The sequence below is a fragment of the Paenibacillus sp. J31R30 genome, assembly GCF_059692115.1.
Genome location: NZ_JCAUAV010000003.1, coordinates 822,517 through 838,078, shown reverse-complemented (window position 1 = coordinate 838,078; position 15,562 = coordinate 822,517). Strand labels below are relative to the sequence as shown.

Here is a 15,562-nt window from a genome sequence, read left to right as displayed (position 1 = left end):
TGGTCTAATATATTATTCATATTATCTTTATAGGTAAAGGCAATAATCTTATCACATAAGTGATACGTAGTGCATCTCACCCTCTTGTTAAAATGAAAAGAGCCGCAAACATGCGGCCTCACTCCTTGTATGTTCTTGTTACCTCGCACAACGAATAACCTACCGCAGTTCAATTAGTTGGCGACAAGTGCCCTTTTCTTAATCAAATTGATCTGCCCGCGATGATTGATTTCATCTTCTAGAACATGAAACCACATGAAATAATGATTAGCTTTTTTGTTATACCAGAAATCTTCTTCTTTGTATAACCAGTCATCATCCACGGTTTTGAATAATTCATACGTTCGATCTCGGACTTCATTTAATTTATTTACATAGAAGTTTAAATCATTTCCTCTAATCTTTTCCCGACCTTCTTTACCGAGATCAAGAGCTGCTCCCCAGATCGACATCTCTTCCTCATTCAATTCTCTTTTTTCGAAAGTTTCCACTTGATAGGCGTATTCTACCCCCGCGAAATGCATCAACAATGCGCCTATTGAATTGCTTTCAGCATCTAATAAGAAATCCAATTGCTGCACAGATAAATTTTTCGTAGATTCTAAAGTAATATATCTTGCATAATTCATCATTGACAGTAACCGGCTAATTTGAGGCGGATAACCTGGTATATCTGAAATGAGATAGATATTATTCATGTTTAGCATACTAATCATTTATTCCTTTCCATGCAAGAATTTGCTCCATATATTTTTCGACTCTAGCTACTCGAGTCTTGGATTGTTTCGGTTCAGCAAAATGAAATAGATAAGCTCTTTGCCTGCCTGGCGTCAATGCTTCAAAAGCCGTTTTCAAGGCAGGGATTTCATCTAATTTAGTTTGAAATTCTTCAGGAATCGCGTATTCCGTTGTCTTTTTGTAAGTAACTTCCAATCCGGATTTTTCAACTTCAATGGCTTCATAAATATAGTCTTTCAATACTTTTTCCAGAGCAATGATTTCCCGAACATCGGTGAACCGAATCTGGCGCGCTGCTTGTACATTTTCTGTTTGTTGAATTAGAATACCATCGGGATCCTTTAACAAGGCCCCTTTGTGAAACAGAAGCGCACAGTATTCTTTAAATCCATGTACTAAAACGACATTTTTATCCTGAAATGTGTAACACGGATGCATCCACTTAAAATCTTCCGTCAACTCACAGTCAAGGACGATACTTCTCAATTTCTCAAATTCCTCTTTCCACTTTTTTTCTTTATTTAAAAATCCATCAACTTTACGACTCATGCTGCTAGATGTCATCAAGAACACTCCTCTTCCATATTTCTTTTTTGATAAATCTTACTCTTCTTTCTATCCAGTATATAGGAAACGATGAATGTATACAGAGGAAGCGTCCAAAGGAATACCGCGTAGCCTACATAACTTTCAACAGGGACCCCTACAATCGTTGCACACAGGATAGCTAGCAAGTTCCAAGGCACCATAGCAGATAAAATAAGTGGTGCATCTGCCACTACGCGGGATAGATGCCCTTTGGGAAATTTGCGCTCCCACAGCGGCAGCAAATTGCGTCCAGTCATCATGATTGGAAGTGTCTGTGTGCATGCTAGCAACGCTAGGGCCAGTCCGAATATGACGGTACGAACAGTAGCCGTGCCTAGCGATGAGGACGTCCCGAACAAGCTAATCATATAAGGCTGCATCACTTTTGTTTCTTCCAAAATACCGTTGTAGGCGCCAGCAAGTGCGATCAAGACAATTAACCCAATCATGCTGGACACCCCTTTGCTGTGCAAGGATGGCAGCTGCTCTGCAGAATACCCATTCCACAAATATTGCAGCCATTGGAAGGCATCGACACCTTGAAGAAGCGTTCCCAGCACAATACTGATACCAATGGATAGGATGAACCCATGCCGGGTTTTGAATCGCAGCAGGATTGTTCCTAGAAGCACTGCAACCGGCAGCCAAAGCCAGAGACTGTAATGAAAGTGAGTCGCATAATCAACCGAGATGATCGAGCTATTCGACGCACTGACAAGCGGTAAAGCGCCGTTCCAATCCCCTTGTACATCCTGTATCACAAAGAATGCGAGCGCGGTTCCGAAGGCTAAAAGCGTCGTTGGCAGCAAATACCGGAATTGCCCTTTGACCGTCATACCGGTCGATGAAGCGACAAGCTGATTTGCGCTCGAAAATGGCGATGTTCGGTCTCCGACAAATGCGCCGGATACAAGTGCGCCTGCTACAAGCGGGAGTGGAATATGTAACAGAGCTCCCATCCCTATTAGCGGTATACCTACTGTACTTAGTGCACCCGTAGACGTGCCTAAAATCAGGGATATGCCTGCTGCGAATACAAATGAAAAGCTAACAAAATAAGCGGGATCAAGCAGCCCTAATCCTGTATCAATGAGATAAGGAATGGTCCCACTAGCCGTCCATGCAGGGATTAAGAAACCAACGAGCATTAAAATAAACATTACTTCCTTGGTATGCAGCATGCCAGTTTTCATACTGTGCACAAGTGTCCTTACAGACACACCTTGCAGCAATGTTAGAGCAATCAATACACCTAAACCGAATACAAATCCAATAGCCAACGGAATGTGAAACAAATACGCGGCACCCAGACCTACTATCGTGGTAAGTATCGTGATGCTAAGTTGGAATGGGCTAAATCGCATGTCTAATCTCCTTGATCATGAAATGCCTAGATGAGTTTTTCTCCAAATAAATCATATTTCTTTGCCCACATATTTGCAATATGTTAGGAGCGCAGCCATTCGTTTATAGTTGTCACCGCCGCTGCAAAAAGACGGATTTCCCGTTTACTAAGGAAATCCGTCTTTTTGTTAATCAACAAAGTCCATTTACTTCAGGGAATGATAAACCGCCATCATATCTCGTTTATTCAACTCACGAATACGATTGAAGATCGGAATATCTGCAACGGCCTCCGTTCGTAAGCTTTCTGGAACAACATCACTTACTTTGCCAGTCAGCCATGTTTGGACTTCTACGCCATCGACGACTTCCTTGCGTCCATCATCATTGATACCACTTACATAACAGCTCACACATGGCACCGATAATTTTTGTACGCCATCATGAAGTCCATCTTCTGAAATGACTCTCTTACCGCCACAGAATGGGCATGGATGACTAGCTTTAATTTTATTAATTTGGGTCACAATTTTCGTGTAACCAAACGCTTCATAGACATAAGTTAGCTTTTTATATTTCCCATTAGTGAAATACTTATCAATAATGGTCTCTCTCGTTTCAGTAATATTGGCAAAATCACAGATGGTAATCAAGTTTTTGCTGCTGATCGCCTCTACGTTACTTTTCATCTTGTCCCAAAAAGGTACGGCATTTTGTAAAACCACTTCATAGCCTACAAAGCTTGCTAGATCTAGTTCAAGCATCTTCAGCGCAACTTGGGTTTCCCTTGGAAGCAAGGAGACATCTTCCGATAGCGCAAGATCGCCGCCGACAATGGATTTTAGTTTCTCAAGTTCAGGTATCATGCCTACAATTTTAATGACCTGATCAATCGGCTGTTGAATAATCTCACGAATATCCGTGCTGCCAAACTTAAGCTTCTTATGATGGTTTAACACGGTTCCATGACATACAGGGCAGCCAATCATTTCTTTGGAAGCTTTCATCTGCTCTTTAAGCGGGAGGTTCTTCGAAATAACCATATAACGGCCCAGTATGAGATTAAAGCCTTCCCACGTTCTTGAAGCCTTCCCTGCTTTATCATAAAACGACTTTTCCCAATAGCCATATAAAAAAGTATTCTTTTCAGCTTCGGACATCTCATTAAAGCTTTTATTCATATCGTGACCAAGTTCGTTCTTGATCTCTTCAAATAAGAAGTGCAATTTGGCATGTTGATAATATTTCAAGACATCCATGACTTCAGGAAGCAACATACCATCCCAGAATGGCACTGTTTTATCTTGAATGAGAACACCCAAATCAAATCGTTCAATAACTCGACGACCCGAACAACTTGGACAATGATTGTCTTGATAATAGAAATCGAAGCTTCTTGTATCTTTGTTGGTCGGATGTGCAGCCACAATATGGTTGATCAGTCCACCTATTTCGTACAGGAAACTATATTGACTATACAAGTGTCGTTCAAGGTCAATCGCGATGACCGGTGCAATGGTGTCAGATTCATATTCACCATAAATCACACGGGCTATTGGCGATAAGCTTTTTAAGATGCCGCCTTTATAGACGTTTTCAGCCTTTTTAAAATAGTCCAACTGATTTTCTAGTAAATACTGAATTCCTTCTTGCGGCTTGAGTGTAGATGAAATAGGTAATGGGGCATGGCTATCCTCCCTGTTTTCTTGACGATAATATTCAGCATGACTGACAACATCAAGATGCGTAACAGGTTCTGTCTGTCTTTTGCCAAAATCAACAATAAAATCAGAGCTGTCTAACATATAGGCATTATGTTCGATCATCAGGATAGAGACAGATTCATCTTGGAGAATGTCCCTTACACTATCAATGAATTGGTTTAAAATATTTTGTGATAATCCTTTGGATGGCTCGTCAAAAATGAAAAGCGTATGCGGGGTTCTAGAGTTGCCAAACAACTCAGAAACTAAATGGACACATTGAAATTCACCCGTCGATAGGGACTGCGTTTTTCTTTCTAGTGTCAAATAACCAAGTCCAAGTTTGATCAATAAGCTCAAACGTTTATGAGCGATATCTTCTCCCGGCAATTCATCAATAATATCTTCAATCGAGCGTTGAAAAATATCATCAATATCCTCACTATATTTAGTGAGTTTCTTTTTAATATCAAGAAAAGTAGCGATGGTTGACCGACTTGAAATCGATTGGTTTCGATCCTGTCCAACCACTACCAGCTTATCTTTGGAATAACGCTTCTGAAAATCTTTAACCATACACTCATTGACTAGTGTAGATTTACCACATCCCGATTCCCCAGTAAAAGTGATAAGTCTGTTTTTGGGAATCTGTATGTCAGTCATTTGAATGTTACGACAATAAAGATCTTGGAATTGGTAGTAGTCTGTTGGCACTTCCTGATTACGTTCGCGAATAATTGGTTTTGGCCGAGGTGATTCTTCAACAATTTTTCCGCCATATTTACCACTGCCAGGTCCGAAGAACAATTGCTCATCTGTCGTATCCAGCACCGTGTCGGAATGATCGATGAGCCAAATTTGATTCTTAAACCCTAATTGCTTAATCTGTTCTAAAATTTTCAATAGCGTTTGGTGATCAAGTCCAACGGAGATCTCATCAATGATAATTACCGTATTTTCACTTGTAGCCATGAATTCCGCCAAGTATAGACGTGTTATTTCGCCACCTGACAAAGTACCCATAATGCGGTTCAAAGTTAAGTAACCAATATTCATATTTATGATATTTTGGAGAATATGCTGCTTTCCTTCACTTATTTGTAACACTTCAGCAAGTGAAAGAATTGTTTCAATGCTTAAGTTATTGATATCAGAAATGCTATGTGGTTGGTTTAATAAGTCCATCTTGTATTGCTCAACTTCTTGATTGTAGCGCCTGCCCTGACACTTAGGACATTCGACATTTTGGGTCGTACTGCGCCCTTTACAATCTGGGCACCAGCCCATCGGATTATTAAAGGAGAAAACTTCCGGAGATTGATCATACTTTTCAGCCATGCACACGCGAATCTCTTTAAATACGCCAGTATGTGTGCCAATGGTTGAACGCGGATTGGATGAAATCGATGATTTTCCTAGAAAAAGGACTAACGGCATTTCCTTCATCTTGATGGCACTGAAATTAGTTTCCATAATTTCAGGAAATAAATACTGATATTCTGCCTTTGGCAACAACGAAACGAGACGCTTCTTGGATTCTTCACCAATGGTTTGACAGAAAGTTGTTTTACCAGATCCAGACAATCCTGCAATTCCTAAGGATTTATCTACGGGTAGTGTTGCGTCTAACAAATTAATATTGTTCGAAATTAATTGATTTATTTGCATGGGTACATCCTTTCAATCTGTATAGACTTATTCTTTCCATATTAGCACAGAAACTATATTGGAACATCTGTGGTCTATGTTGCAGCTAATTTATTACCCGAACCGAAACCGATAACATATCCATCTAAATCTTGAACCGAAAAATCCTTCCAAACACCCCAGTCATATTCGGTTAATTTAGGCTCAGATACGATAATTGCACCATTTGTTTTAAGTTCATTATATAAAGCATCTAAGTCATCTTGTGTCTTTACATAAGCATACGTATTCCATGTACCCTTGTTCGGTTTAACATCATTTATATCTGCTGCTTGGATCAATTTAAAACCTAATCCAAAGTTATCTCGAATTGCCCAATGCTCATTGACCTCACAGCCTAAGGCCTCTTCATAATATTTCTTAGACTGTTCAAAATTGGCTACTAATAAGACGGTAAGAGAATTCTCGACCTTCGTTTTGATAACTTCCATCATTTATCACTCCCTCTGGCTATTGGGAAATTCCCCCATAATCAGAATAACGAATGTATGTTCGTTTGTAAAGATATTCATTGAAATAATCTCTGTACATTTTAACTATCAACGCAAAATAAAAAAAGCCGCAATTGCGCGGCTTCTTAACTTAAAATCCTGATTCTAAGTAATCATCATGGTTGTCGAAAATAAGGATATCTTTCTCAATAAGCGGATCTATGATCGATACGGCATCCTTCGTGGTTACATGCCAATCCTCATTTGAGCTGAGGACTTCAGCTAAGAAAGCATCAATGTCCATGGCTTGGAGTTCCTTCCTTTATATACCTTTTGGTTATAGTCTTAGTATTGGTGATGCAGAGCAAGTTTATTCTTACTTCTTCGTTTTGATATGTGTACGCACTCTATAAAGCGACAAAAAAAGCACCCAAGACTTCTTAAAGTCTGAGTGCCGTTGCACAACGTATTGTCATCCTTAAAACGTATTATATACATTTTGACATTCTTCCGCGGTCGGCTCATAGAAACAGTGCTTCTTGTATCGTCCTGCATGCGGCTGATTATACCAGGTTGACGGACATGGTCCTGGTTTATCGTACGTTCCCGGACGGAAATACCAGAGTGAGAATTTGGCCGGCCAATGCCGCTCCCCGTCCACAGCCCTTCGCGCCAGACGGCGTTCTCTCTCTCTTGCGTTTTGATAGTACATCCCATGCTGCAATGCTTCGAATGCATGCGGCTGGTTGATCATTTGGGGAATTGTACGGAGATTTTTAAAATCGGAGCAATTCGCTCTAATGCGGTTAATGCCAACATTCCCAACAAGGAGCATACCGTGTTCGCCTTCAGCTTCAGCTTCGGCTCGTAGCAACCTTGCCAACATGTTAATATCCTGCTCCCTAGCTTTTACGACTGCCATTGGCTCACCTCTTTTGAATATATGTCTAGACCCATCATATTGTAGGTGAAGCGGATGTGTTACTCTGGCTTTGAGCTCCTTCCTATTTTCTACTTTCGTAACACGGTAATAAATCCGTCGAGGATCTGGTGACTTATTCGAAACCCTTTGCTTTGATAAAATTTCAATGCGCCATCGTTACCATTAGAAACGAATATGAACAGATCATCTATGTTCGCAAAGGAATCTAACCATGCCATCGACTTGTCGAACAACACGGTACCCATGCCTGAATTTCGATAACCTTCTTTGATATAAAACTGAGAAAGACACCCTACATCCTCTCTGTTAACGGAATCTAAGTCAAAAAAAGTAGCAAATTCATTCGAATAGGTCATCTTCGATGAGATATTGCTATACACATAGCCAACAATTTCATTCTCATCTTTTGCGATAACGATGTGGTTATCTTTGGCATTCTTCACGGATGGTATCAATCTCGTTTCAAAACTCATGCCATCAAACAACTCCGGTCGGAAAACAGCTTTTGACTTTTGATAGGACATTAATTCATTACATAAATCCTTGATGCTAACTATATTATCGTCAGAAATGACTTCATAATGGATGATCAACGTACACTTCCTCCTATGCTTACTTCAATGTCATGTAGGTAATTTCTCCAAAATTCGCTCCATTTCCTTCCTCCATTGAATGAAGATTATTCCATTCGGGTAGGTTAATGCATGCAGGAGGTGTGATGATTTGGAATCAGAACTGACCAAACCGGAATTATCCCCGATACCCATATGGAGATGCAAAAATAACGACTGCAAAGCATGGATGCGAGAGGAAATGGCTACGTCCCTTACCCCAGAATGCCCATTGTGCAAAGGCAGCATGCTCAAGAGTATCAAGCATTTGCCGAAGCTGGTGAAAAAGAACTCGCGGAAAAAGAAGCAGTGATCCTTCGATCATGATATCCGCTCGAAAAGTATATGCTTCCTATGCAAAACCACAAAACTCCCAGCGGGGTTGATCCCGCTGGGAGTTTGTTTGAATAGTGATCAGCAATCAAGTGGAATTATCGATTCGGAATTATTATTGAATCTCCAAGTAATCAATGTAAGCATCCCAAGTCCCGTCGTCGGTTGTTACAACGAGCTGAATCTCTTGATTTCCGGTTCCATGGCTGACATTGTTAAGGGTATAGACAGCTGGACTGCTTCCGCCGAAGTAGAAGGTACCTTTCGTCTGCCCGCCGATTTTCAAGTCAACCTTGGCCATGTTGGCGTTATTCGATGAACCACGGAGTAAGAAATTATGGGTACCGCTCGTGAAATTCTGCGTGTATTTCACCAAATCATTGTTGGCGTATAAGGCAACTCCAGTGAAAGGCGTACTGATATTCGCTGTGTACTGACCACCTTTCGTCATACTCTCAACTTCTTTTTTCGTACCTGAGCTTGGTGGAGGAGTTGGAGAAGGAGATGGTGAAGGATTCGTTCCGCCACCGCCGATCGTCAGAATATTCGTTGTTACATTCGCACTACCGCTGCTTTGATAGCCTTCAACTGTAAATGCGACTTCATACATTTTACCCATTGGCATGCCTAAGCTCTCCCACTTCTTAAAGTGTTCGCTAACAGAAATGGTACCGCTGGTGCGTTTCGACTGAGGGACACTCCAATACTGCTTAAACGTTGCATTACCAATAATAGATGGTTGATTTGTTCGAGTAGTCTCATAGATGTCATATGTACCTCCGTCAACGCTAATGGTGCCTTTTTGCGTTCCTGTTGGACGATAAGTGCCCCAGTTATCAACGATATAAAATTCTACGAGCGGGTCCTTCGTCCAGCCATAGACAGTCAAATAGGAATTGCCGCCTGGCGTGAAGGTTGCACTGTAGTTAATTGAAATATTTCCAAGTTGAGCGTGTGTCTTAGTTGAGTCGAATTTCTTCCCTTTACGGAATAGTGCATTGTTAATGCCGCTCCATTGGGCATTGAAAGCGCCTCCGCTATTGAGCGTCATACTTGTTGTTCCGGAATCCTTCCACAGCTCATAGTCGTACCCATCTTGGGTGCCAGTTTGATTGGAAGTAATCGTAGTTGCTGCCTGGACCATTACTGCAGGAATTGTAAGCGCTAAACAAAGTAACAAAGCTACAAATAACCTCAATCTTTTTTGTTTCAATTGGTATTCCTCCATTTGGGTTAAATTGTGAATAGTCGTACTTTGATGCTATGCATCCTGTAGCTGGCTGCCGCCTCAACTCCTTTCCAGTATTTGTATTGAAAGCGATTACAAGTTTTATTTTATCAAAGCATTTCTGGATCGTTCACCTGATAAAATTTAGTATATACTGTAAAAACCTTAGATCTTATGGAATAAAAATGGAAGCATCTTTATCCCATATTCCTCTCATATGATAACCAAAAACAAATACTTCTTGATAAATACCTATTTTTCTAGATGATCTTTAAAAATTGGGACAATATCTATCCCTTTGGAATTCGCACTTACATATGATACAAGAGATATGCATGATTGCTTAAAATGTCAAATGAAAAAAGAGTGTGAACTGGAAACAGTTCAATCACTCTTTTTTGTATCTATCAACCCTATTGTTTGCTGCGAACCCAATTAAAGAGTCTAATTCTTCTCAATCCACAAAATAGGTGCACCCTGTTTCGCCAAAATCATAGAATACCTTGGTCAATCTTAATAAGGAGGTGTATTGGAATGATATTTAACGCAGAAAAACGGAGAAAAATCATAGAAGCACGTTATGGACGCAAAACGGTCGGGCCTACTTACGTGTACAGGCGTTTGGAACAATCCATTCGGTTGCATAAACCGATTTCCATCATTCGCATCGGGGATGTTGTGGCAAAACTTCTTGCTCGCAGAGAGATCAAATCTTTGAATGAAGTGTCAGCGTTTCTCGGGATTGATCTTCCCCCCTCTCGTAAACTGTTGAAGGAATTAAATCAATCCGTCCGCGAGGCTGATATTGTTGGTGTATCTCACTTTGGCCCTAGCATTCCACTTATTCAATTGTATATGAGGAAAACAGGTTGGCACCCTGAGATCATAACCGATGCCTTCATCAACGACCAGCTGTACGAAAAGAAGTACCTGCATCGATTGATTCGTGACCATCGTGTAGCACTTATTGGGAGAGCAGCTCCGATGGCTGCCAAACAACTGGAGTCTCAGCAAATACGCGTAGCTATGACCATACCTCTCAATCACTATAACGAGATCGGTTCGGCGATGCGCAAACTCAGTATACACCGGAAAGACATAGATCTTGTTTTGGTCGGCGCCAGTGTTCCAGGGAGAATTATGGTCCCCCAAATAGCCAAACGTCTCGGTATATCTGCCATTGAAATTGGCCATATGATGGACGCGCTTTCTGATCCGAAATCTTGGTCAGTGAAAGAGGACAATCGTCTGAAGTTTAAGCACAAGTGGATGCAGAAATTACAAAGAAAGTAAGCAAAGATCAGATCACGTTGATTGAGAAACACGATTACGCGATTCTATGTACAGGGCAATTCCTGTTGCAAGTGCACCTGCGCCCTCCCACGCCCCCACTCCGATGAATCGCATTGGAGCAAGATCATTACATGCCGCTAGCGTGAAGACCGTAAATGTGATTAATCTGAAGGGGACTGTCCAGTAATAGAAGGATTTAAGATTTTTTAATGCTGCTAGGATGTAATACGCTCCCATGTTAAAGGAAGCCATGGATGAAGCCATCATAAAGACTTGGGTATAATCTCCCTCGGCACGTGCAGCGGGTTCTACGACTGTGAAACCAAGGAGAGTTAATAGAAATGCAGGATTAAGCAATCCAATGAGTCCGAGTAGAAATGCGAGACATCCAAAAATAAAAATTGTCCAGCCAGAAGCATTTTGAACACGAAGCGAAGTTAGTTTCATCGAATGAAACCCCCTGATTCTAAACTTTTTTTGAGCGATTTTAGCATTTCACCGTGTGAAAATTCGATTTGCTTCATTACGAAACCCGCGATTAACGCAGAAACTTCAATATTTACTTGTTCTTCCACCAGTATCTCGTCGTTCGATTCGACAAGGGTAATCGTGTTTTGAATATGAATATTTGGTGAAGTGAATGTCTCCAAAATCATCTGCCGATTTTCCTCAATCGGAGTGAATGAAGCTTCGTATTTTTTATAAAAAGGAATCCGTCCAAACAGCATGATCTTATCTTGTATCTCGACCCGGGTGCTCCCTGGGCTTTCACTTCGAAGTGGCTTGACGCCAATAATGAGCGGGTGCAGGTGAGTAAGATTCCCAGGATCCATCAAGTAGGAGTAGATATCTGCGGCAGTCGCACGAATGGATATGCGATTATGAAAGGTAATACGTTTCATACAAGACTCTCTCCTTTTGCTAGGATTCACGTTCATGTATTTTCTGAATAATTTCACTAACGCATTGTTCTATATCCTTATTTGAGCAATCTAGAATGCTATCACTATACGTCCTGTATAAAGGTACTCTTTCCTCGTAAACGTCCTTAAGACTAAAACCTTTTTTCATTACAATGCCCCTAGATGTTATGTTGTTTAGCCTCTTATTAATTTCTTCAAATGGGACATGTAAATAAATAATCTGTCCACCCTGCATAAGAACATTCATTGCTTTTTCAGAATATATAACACTTCCACCTGTAGAAATAACGCAATTCATTAATTGCAACTCAGACACAATCTTTTCTTCCGTTTCCATAAATTTCTCAATACCATCATGATCAATAATGTCTTGTATCAACCTGCCTTCACGCTGTTGAATAACAATATCTGTATCCACATATGCCAGGCCTAAAGCTTTGGCAAGCAACACACCTAGCGTACTTTTCCCAGCTCCAGACATACCTATAAGAACAATATTCATCTTCTTCCTCACTTTTGTTAATTGGGATTGGTTTCGTTAAGAGATTCGGCATTTCCCATAAATATCCTTCATTAACTATTGTCATGTACTGGAGTGTAGAGACTATGAATAAACAGGTTGGGATCTTGATCATCCATGGAATGGGCAAGAAAAAGATGGGCTACTCAAAGCCTATGCAATTATTGCTCCGCAAACGGCTTACCGAGCTTGCAGGGATAGAAATTTCTATTCGGGATTTTGTATTTGAAGAGGTTGTCTGGGCGGATATCGTCCAGGTAAAAAGAGATATCGTAAGGAAAACGATGAAAGAAGAGTTTGATGATGAACTTGAGTTTGACTTCGCCAGATCTTTTATTGTCAAATACGCGGTTGACGTCCTCGGATCTAATAGAACGGATGACAGCCAAATTGTTAACTCAACGTATACGGCCATTCATCAAAGAATTGCAGAATCGCTCCATCAACTCCGCTGTAAGATTGGGCCGGATGCTCCCGTCTGCGTCATTGCTCATAGCCTCGGCTCCGTTGTATCCAGCAATTATATTTATGACATGCAATATCATAAAAACGTCGTTCCACCCGTGGAAAGTAATCATCTCGAAGCTTGCCAAACCATCGCCTCTTTTTATTCACTCGGCAGTCCGATCTCACTCTTCAGCTTAAGATTTATGCATTCAGATGAGAAATCGATTCAAATCCCTGCCAAGGAAGCAAACAGGTATCGTTACGGGGAATGGGTCAATATGTATTATGATCGCGATATTATGGGTTATCCCATTTCACAATTCAATCAAAATGCAAACTTGAACGTGAAGGACATGAAGCTGAGTAGCAACAACGGATTGCGGAAGATGATATCTATTCTTCTTCCTATTATTTCTCTTCCTTTTTCGATTTTTTCTCCGTTTTCTAATCGAATCAGGCAGCTGATCAAAGTTATTTCGAGAGTGTTGCTATTCGGATTGGGCATTGCGTCGCATCACCGATATTTTACCGATAAAGTAGTTGTTGAAACGATAAGCGACGGTTTGATCAAAGTATGGCAGTCTGTGCAATATGGTGAAGCTAAAGGCTGATGGATGAGATATGAAAAAGGGCTGCCGCGTGGCAGCCCTTCAGAGGTTAAGGTGTTTCATAACATCCACTGAAACCATCGACCATGGCCATCTGTTTCTGCCAGTGTTTCTATATGTTCTTCACCGTCTACAAAGTAATCAAGATGTAGTTTAAGATCCCACATATTATTATATAAGTGGAACACGTCTCTTTCTTTGCCGAAGCTTTTCATATGCTCGCTCAATGTTGATTTAGCCTCGTGAGATAGTTGGTTTGCTACATGGGTATGAAATACACATATGGCTGAATCCTTAGGTATCCTCGATAGTAGAGTTGGAAGTAAAGCAATGCCATCTCCCTCTATTAACTCTAAGTGTTGCATTTCTAAGCATTTAACAGCTTTTTCGAAATAGGAACTTCGTTCCTTATGTTCTGGCCAAATTAAGGCTTTCAGCCACAAATAATTTTCAGGATTATGCAAGTCATTTACATGTAAATCCAGACCGATTCTGGATGATACTGGAGGACTATGGTTAAGAAGAAATGGCATTGTATCACCTCTGATTTCTGAGGAAATAACTAGCTCTGAATTCTCGCTTCCGTACTTTTGGTTAGAGTTATAAGAGTAGCTGAATGTATCCCAAAGGAGTTGCAGGCCCGCGCTTGTTCCTATTTCTACGAGAGCTAATGGTTTTTTTGATACTCGATATATGTGACAAAAACTTGGATATAAGTAGGCACAGCGTCTCACTTCGTTCGTTTGTACAAGCTTGCTTTCTAGTATCTGAATAATCTCATGCTCGTATAACCTACAAAAGTCCCTGAAACTAGCTATTGCAGCTATTGACTCTCTAGGTTCGCTTACGATACTGGGGTAATACTCAGCTAATTCATGTTCTACTCCCCCTAATAACAAATAGTGAACGGCACCAAGTAAGAGGTTGGGTATGGGTTGTCCGAGTCTCGAATGAGACGCTAGTTTAAGCAAATTCGTATCATTTGCAATGTTAGCTGCGAGATGCCCATAAAGACTGCTAGAATCCTTACATTCCCTTTCAGCAAAAGACTTAAAACGATCCGATAGTATATTCAAATCCAAATCACTCACCACCTTATTTTCCAATTAGTGGTATAGTATCACGAATGTTCAATAATTAAAACTTCAATATTTTAATGTTTCATATAAATAATATTTATCAGCAGGAAAATAAAAGACTGCCATACTTTACTCTGGCAGCCTACTTCTAATGTTTCAAGTTTCATCAAATCAGTCTCGTATTGACGTCTTTCAATTTGATGGAATAATCCGAATATCCTTATCCAAATTGGCCATCATCTTGAAATTGCGATTGAACGTAAAGATGCGTTTTACTTGATAATAGGACATGGTCACAGCCGTGAGTGCTTCGCTGAGTGAGAAACGGAGCTCGGGTCTGTCCATAATCAGTCTGCGTGATTCTCTCTCAAATTCGTGGCCGCTGGAGATGACCGCCAACTTGCCTTTACTCACAGCTTTTTCAATGGCGTTGAGAAAATATTCCGCCTGCTCATAGCTGTATTCATTGCGAAGCCATTCGTGAAGATCAAATATTATGGAATTCGTTGTTACGTAATTACGTTCAAGATCATGAAAATCCAAAAACAAGGAACGAGCTTTCACATACCTTGGGTCCTCGGGGTTCATTAGCGCGGCTAATGCTGTATCATCAATGAAAATAGCATCCTGTGTGTTCAAGTGATCATCCATCTGTCAGCACTCCTTATTCCTCAATTTTACATATGCCATCCAAATACAGAAGCGGGTTATCTTCTTTTTGATCCACGGAGATCGGGGTTAATTCGTAGGGTGCGCTTGCCAGGTATTGCACAATGATTCCATTGACAATTGCATGTACGGTAGTATGCTGGACGTCTGCAATTGCTTGCAGCTCAGCAACATATTGCGGATTGAGTTCAATCGTATTCTCTTTTTGTTCTTCACTTCTTGATGAAATGAACTCAGATGCGGTAGCTTTCGCTTTATCAAATTGATTTTGAAAGAAACGTTTGTAATTATTCGCCATCGTGATTCACTCCTTCTGCATAGCTTTTATAACGATTCGTCAAATATTTCGTTTTCAGGGGGTCAGGTACTCAATGAGGACTCGTTTTGTACAAATGTA

At 40.7% G+C, this 15,562-nt stretch carries 18 protein-coding genes; 3 read left to right on the top strand and 15 right to left on the bottom strand.

Features of this window, described 5'->3' with window-relative positions:
- Nucleotides 1–173: 173 nt before the first annotated feature.
- The 8 genes from AC58QO_RS15630 to AC58QO_RS15595 all read right to left on the bottom strand — a co-directional run bounded on the left by AC58QO_RS15630 (nt 174) and on the right by AC58QO_RS15595 (nt 8,047).
- The gene (locus AC58QO_RS15630; protein WP_497267505.1) at nt 174–707 is read right to left on the bottom strand and encodes a DinB family protein; all 534 of its coding nucleotides are present in this window, start codon (nt 705–707) and stop codon (nt 174–176) included.
- 1 nt (nt 708) lies between these two features.
- Complete coding sequence (locus tag AC58QO_RS15625; protein WP_497266972.1) at nt 709–1,302, bottom strand: YdeI/OmpD-associated family protein; 594 nt, start codon at nt 1,300–1,302, stop codon at nt 709–711.
- Nucleotides 1,302–2,690, bottom strand: a complete 1,389-nt coding sequence (locus tag AC58QO_RS15620; protein ID WP_497266970.1) for a Na+/H+ antiporter NhaC family protein — start codon at nt 2,688–2,690, stop codon at nt 1,302–1,304. Before AC58QO_RS15620 ends, AC58QO_RS15625 begins: the two co-directional genes overlap by 1 nt.
- Nucleotides 2,691–2,876: 186 nt before the next feature.
- Nucleotides 2,877–6,041, bottom strand: coding sequence for an ATP-binding cassette domain-containing protein (locus AC58QO_RS15615; RefSeq protein WP_497266968.1), 3,165 nt, complete (start codon nt 6,039–6,041; stop codon nt 2,877–2,879).
- A 74-nt stretch (nt 6,042–6,115) separates the two neighbouring features.
- Nucleotides 6,116–6,514, bottom strand: a complete 399-nt coding sequence (locus AC58QO_RS15610; RefSeq protein WP_497266966.1) for a VOC family protein — start codon at nt 6,512–6,514, stop codon at nt 6,116–6,118.
- 148 nt (nt 6,515–6,662) lie between these two features.
- Complete coding sequence (locus tag AC58QO_RS15605) at nt 6,663–6,815, bottom strand: hypothetical protein (protein ID WP_497266964.1); 153 nt, start codon at nt 6,813–6,815, stop codon at nt 6,663–6,665.
- A 174-nt stretch (nt 6,816–6,989) separates the two neighbouring features.
- Entirely contained in the window at nt 6,990–7,433 is a 444-nt protein-coding gene (locus AC58QO_RS15600) for a cell wall hydrolase (protein WP_497266962.1), read from the bottom strand.
- 89 nt (nt 7,434–7,522) lie between these two features.
- Nucleotides 7,523–8,047, bottom strand: a complete 525-nt coding sequence (locus tag AC58QO_RS15595; RefSeq protein ID WP_497266960.1) for a GNAT family N-acetyltransferase — start codon at nt 8,045–8,047, stop codon at nt 7,523–7,525.
- 130 nt (nt 8,048–8,177) lie between these two features.
- Between AC58QO_RS15595 and AC58QO_RS15590 the strand changes: the two genes are divergently transcribed.
- Entirely contained in the window at nt 8,178–8,378 is a 201-nt protein-coding gene (locus AC58QO_RS15590; RefSeq protein ID WP_497266959.1) for a cold-inducible protein YdjO-related protein, read from the top strand.
- 135 nt (nt 8,379–8,513) lie between these two features.
- Here the strand turns inward: AC58QO_RS15590 and AC58QO_RS15585 are convergent, their stop codons facing one another.
- A complete protein-coding gene (locus AC58QO_RS15585; protein WP_497266957.1) occupies nt 8,514–9,611 on the bottom strand; it encodes a glycoside hydrolase family 11 protein in 1,098 nt (365 codons plus the stop codon).
- A 549-nt stretch (nt 9,612–10,160) separates the two neighbouring features.
- Here AC58QO_RS15585 and AC58QO_RS15580 point away from each other — a divergent pair.
- On the top strand, nt 10,161–10,919 hold the full coding sequence (locus AC58QO_RS15580) for a GT-D fold domain-containing protein (protein WP_497266955.1): 759 nt from the start codon (nt 10,161–10,163) through the stop codon (nt 10,917–10,919).
- Nucleotides 10,920–10,931: 12 nt separating this feature from the next.
- Here the strand turns inward: AC58QO_RS15580 and AC58QO_RS15575 are convergent, their stop codons facing one another.
- The 3 genes from AC58QO_RS15575 to AC58QO_RS15565 are packed head-to-tail and all read right to left on the bottom strand — an operon-like array spanning nt 10,932 to nt 12,344.
- Nucleotides 10,932–11,366 carry a hypothetical protein gene (locus AC58QO_RS15575; RefSeq protein WP_497266954.1) on the bottom strand — a complete coding sequence of 145 codons (435 nt, stop codon included), beginning with the start codon at nt 11,364–11,366 and terminating at the stop codon, nt 10,932–10,934.
- Complete coding sequence (locus AC58QO_RS15570; protein WP_497266952.1) at nt 11,363–11,821, bottom strand: SRPBCC family protein; 459 nt, start codon at nt 11,819–11,821, stop codon at nt 11,363–11,365. Before AC58QO_RS15570 ends, AC58QO_RS15575 begins: the two co-directional genes overlap by 4 nt.
- A 19-nt stretch (nt 11,822–11,840) precedes the next feature.
- Nucleotides 11,841–12,344, bottom strand: a complete 504-nt coding sequence (locus AC58QO_RS15565) for a shikimate kinase (protein WP_497266950.1) — start codon at nt 12,342–12,344, stop codon at nt 11,841–11,843.
- 104 nt (nt 12,345–12,448) lie between these two features.
- Here AC58QO_RS15565 and AC58QO_RS15560 point away from each other — a divergent pair, with 104 nt between their 5' ends.
- Entirely contained in the window at nt 12,449–13,420 is a 972-nt protein-coding gene (locus tag AC58QO_RS15560) for a lipase family protein (RefSeq protein WP_497266948.1), read from the top strand.
- A gap of 56 nt (nt 13,421–13,476) precedes the next feature.
- Here the strand turns inward: AC58QO_RS15560 and AC58QO_RS15555 are convergent, their stop codons facing one another.
- The 3 genes from AC58QO_RS15555 to AC58QO_RS15545 all read right to left on the bottom strand — a co-directional run bounded on the left by AC58QO_RS15555 (nt 13,477) and on the right by AC58QO_RS15545 (nt 15,463).
- Nucleotides 13,477–14,499 (bottom strand): DUF2332 domain-containing protein, encoded by a 1,023-nt coding sequence (locus AC58QO_RS15555; protein WP_497266947.1) that lies wholly within the window; start codon nt 14,497–14,499, stop codon nt 13,477–13,479.
- Nucleotides 14,500–14,688: 189 nt separating this feature from the next.
- Nucleotides 14,689–15,147, bottom strand: a complete 459-nt coding sequence (locus tag AC58QO_RS15550; RefSeq protein WP_497266945.1) for a type II toxin-antitoxin system VapC family toxin — start codon at nt 15,145–15,147, stop codon at nt 14,689–14,691.
- Between the two features lie 13 nt (nt 15,148–15,160).
- Nucleotides 15,161–15,463 carry a hypothetical protein gene (locus AC58QO_RS15545; protein WP_497266943.1) on the bottom strand — a complete coding sequence of 101 codons (303 nt, stop codon included), beginning with the start codon at nt 15,461–15,463 and terminating at the stop codon, nt 15,161–15,163.
- Between the last annotated feature and the right edge of the window lie 99 nt (nt 15,464–15,562).

Excerpts from the sequence above, each read along its gene's own strand:
- AC58QO_RS15630 (WP_497267505.1), bottom strand. The coding sequence starts at position 707 with ATGCTAAACATGAATAATATCTATCTCATTTCAGATATACCAGGTTAT.
- AC58QO_RS15625 (WP_497266972.1), bottom strand. The coding sequence starts at position 1,302 with ATGACATCTAGCAGCATGAGTCGTAAAGTTGATGGATTTTTAAATAAA.
- AC58QO_RS15620 (WP_497266970.1), bottom strand. The coding sequence starts at position 2,690 with ATGCGATTTAGCCCATTCCAACTTAGCATCACGATACTTACCACGATA.
- AC58QO_RS15615 (WP_497266968.1), bottom strand. The coding sequence starts at position 6,041 with ATGCAAATAAATCAATTAATTTCGAACAATATTAATTTGTTAGACGCA.
- AC58QO_RS15610 (WP_497266966.1), bottom strand. The coding sequence starts at position 6,514 with ATGATGGAAGTTATCAAAACGAAGGTCGAGAATTCTCTTACCGTCTTA.
- AC58QO_RS15605 (WP_497266964.1), bottom strand. The coding sequence starts at position 6,815 with ATGGACATTGATGCTTTCTTAGCTGAAGTCCTCAGCTCAAATGAGGAT.
- AC58QO_RS15600 (WP_497266962.1), bottom strand. The coding sequence starts at position 7,433 with ATGGCAGTCGTAAAAGCTAGGGAGCAGGATATTAACATGTTGGCAAGG.
- AC58QO_RS15580 (WP_497266955.1), top strand. The coding sequence starts at position 10,161 with ATGATATTTAACGCAGAAAAACGGAGAAAAATCATAGAAGCACGTTAT.
- AC58QO_RS15575 (WP_497266954.1), bottom strand. The coding sequence starts at position 11,366 with ATGAAACTAACTTCGCTTCGTGTTCAAAATGCTTCTGGCTGGACAATT.
- AC58QO_RS15570 (WP_497266952.1), bottom strand. The coding sequence starts at position 11,821 with ATGAAACGTATTACCTTTCATAATCGCATATCCATTCGTGCGACTGCC.
- AC58QO_RS15565 (WP_497266950.1), bottom strand. The coding sequence starts at position 12,344 with ATGAATATTGTTCTTATAGGTATGTCTGGAGCTGGGAAAAGTACGCTA.
- AC58QO_RS15560 (WP_497266948.1), top strand. The coding sequence starts at position 12,449 with ATGAATAAACAGGTTGGGATCTTGATCATCCATGGAATGGGCAAGAAA.
- AC58QO_RS15550 (WP_497266945.1), bottom strand. The coding sequence starts at position 15,147 with ATGGATGATCACTTGAACACACAGGATGCTATTTTCATTGATGATACA.
- AC58QO_RS15545 (WP_497266943.1), bottom strand. The coding sequence starts at position 15,463 with ATGGCGAATAATTACAAACGTTTCTTTCAAAATCAATTTGATAAAGCG.